Raw genomic sequence first — 2,026 nt, 5'->3', positions numbered from 1 at the left:
CTTTCGATTTCTCTATAGTCTATATATCCGTTTCCAGAATTAAAATTAGGTTTGTATGCTCTTCGCTACGCAAAACGAAGACCTGTATTTAGTGCTGTGTTGTATGAGTATTAATCAATTTGGCCTGTTTTGACCTAAAATGATCTAAATAATACTAATAGAATTTGAAAAAATTATATTTTTCAAATTCTTAAAGTTTAAAAATGTGATAAATATATATTTATCTTTTGGCTGTAGATACACCTGCCAAGCGGGTGGCACGACTTGAATGGAGCGTTATTAATATGGACCAGTATTCAGAGCGGAACCCTTATGCTGATCACTTGGTAGAAATTAATAAATATAACCCGGTTTTAACGACGCAAGACATATGTAATAACCGTGGGGCAACAGTTGTACCCAAAGGAACCTACCTCACTGAAGACGTTGCCAATAAGATTGCGCGCTTTCAGCTGGAACTTCCCATAGAACTGCAAGTTAGCTTGGCGAGTACCGTATCACCTAGTGAATTGTTTGACTCGATTCGTAAGGCACAGAATAAGGTCTTGAAGGGCTTGGATCGCATGGATTTAACCAAGGAACTGGTTCGACAGTGTGGTTTAATCAGTGCTTATCCACTGCTATCTCAAAAGCTGACAGTTTTTGCAGATCGCTTATCGCCCCGTTTTAATTCAACTCAAAGTGCTACCGGTTTTGCAATACTCATTGCGCTTGAGCTTGGACTCAATGATGAAGATATGGAAGTTGTCTTCACCGCAACACAAATGCATGATGCAGGCTTCTTGAATATTGACCCTGATATTGCTGCCATTTTTGACAAGCTTCCCGATAGCGAAAAGCGACAAATGTATGTGCAGCAGTTGTCTTTGGGGGGCGAGTTTCTTGAAAATATACCTAATCTGTCCGAGCGGGTAGGGCGTGCAGTCAAAGAGCATAAAGAACGTAAAGACGGTTCAGGCTGGCCGCAAGGCATTATCGGAGATAAGCATAGTCTCGATGCTCAGGTTGTTGGTCTTGCTGTTATGCTTGATGAAGCCTATCGAAAAAAATTGCGTCCGAGAGGTTATGGGCCTTCTCAGTTAATTCCTTTAATTCAGGCTGAATCAGAGGCGGTTGATCGTGATATATGTCATGCTGTCGTCGAGATGCTGCGTAAGAATGCCCAGGGCCTTGCTCAAGTTATCCCCATAGAGTTTATGCCCAAACTATCGCGTTACTTGGTGGTGCAGCAGCGTTTTATGGTGCATTGGTTGGAACTTGCAAAGCAATGTGCTGTAGGGATGCGAGAGGTGCAAAGTATTGCACAGACAGAGCGTTCCATGTTGATCATCAAAGGCCTGGAGGAACTCTACCGTAATTCAGGTTTATGGGATTCAGAGGTTCGGCGTTGGCTCAGTGAGGCGGCCGATTGCTTGGAGGTTGAGCATAATGCTAGAGAGTGTGAAGAGCTTGAGGTTGTCGCGCTACTGCTAGAAACTGTGCTGGATAAGTTGAAGGCTTTGCAATGGTCTATGCGAGATGCGGCCAAAAAAGTAGGTAGCGACTGGATCAACCGCTGCGATGACCTCGCCAGCTTATTGTATTCGATCCCCAAAGATCACTTCGAAGCCTTTGAAACCTACTCATGTTTTGCTGAAGAGTAGGCGGAATATTGCGACATAGGCTAATCGTTGCTACGCTTAAAGGCACAATAACAACGTTTAGTCTTATCGATAATGAAAATAACTAAAAAGAACCTAATCCGCAGCGCCTGGCTTGGCGCCATGGTCATCATAACTATTGCCTTAACGCCGGTTTACCTCAAAAACGGTGGCTTTTACTTCGATGATCAGGGCCTTAGAGTTGAGGATGTCAGCTTCCGGACATCCAGTCGCCTGAAGTTTCGCACTTACAATGACTCTTCTCGTAAAGGCGATGTCGTACTCTGGTTTCGTTATAAGCAAAAGAACGAATGCCTCTGGATCTTTCAAATGTTCCCAGAAAGCCACGTCGACCTAAACGCCCAGTGCCCGGGCTTAAAAGATAA

Annotated in this window: 2 protein-coding genes; both read left to right on the top strand. The window is 43.9% G+C overall.

What is annotated here, in order from left to right:
• The first annotated feature begins 284 nt into the window (after positions 1 to 284).
• Positions 285 to 1,643 (top strand): HD-GYP domain-containing protein, encoded by a 1,359-nt coding sequence (locus tag A3766_RS18140; RefSeq protein WP_068508144.1) that lies wholly within the window; start codon positions 285 to 287, stop codon positions 1,641 to 1,643.
• A 120-nt stretch (positions 1,644 to 1,763) separates the two neighbouring features.
• The coding region (locus A3766_RS18135; protein ID WP_156508965.1) for a hypothetical protein at positions 1,764 to 2,026 on the top strand (263 nt) is incomplete at its 3' end.

This window comes from Oleiphilus sp. HI0132, assembly GCF_001635845.1.
The sequence above is the reverse complement of the archived record's forward strand: the minus strand, read 5'-3'. Positions and strand labels throughout refer to the sequence as shown.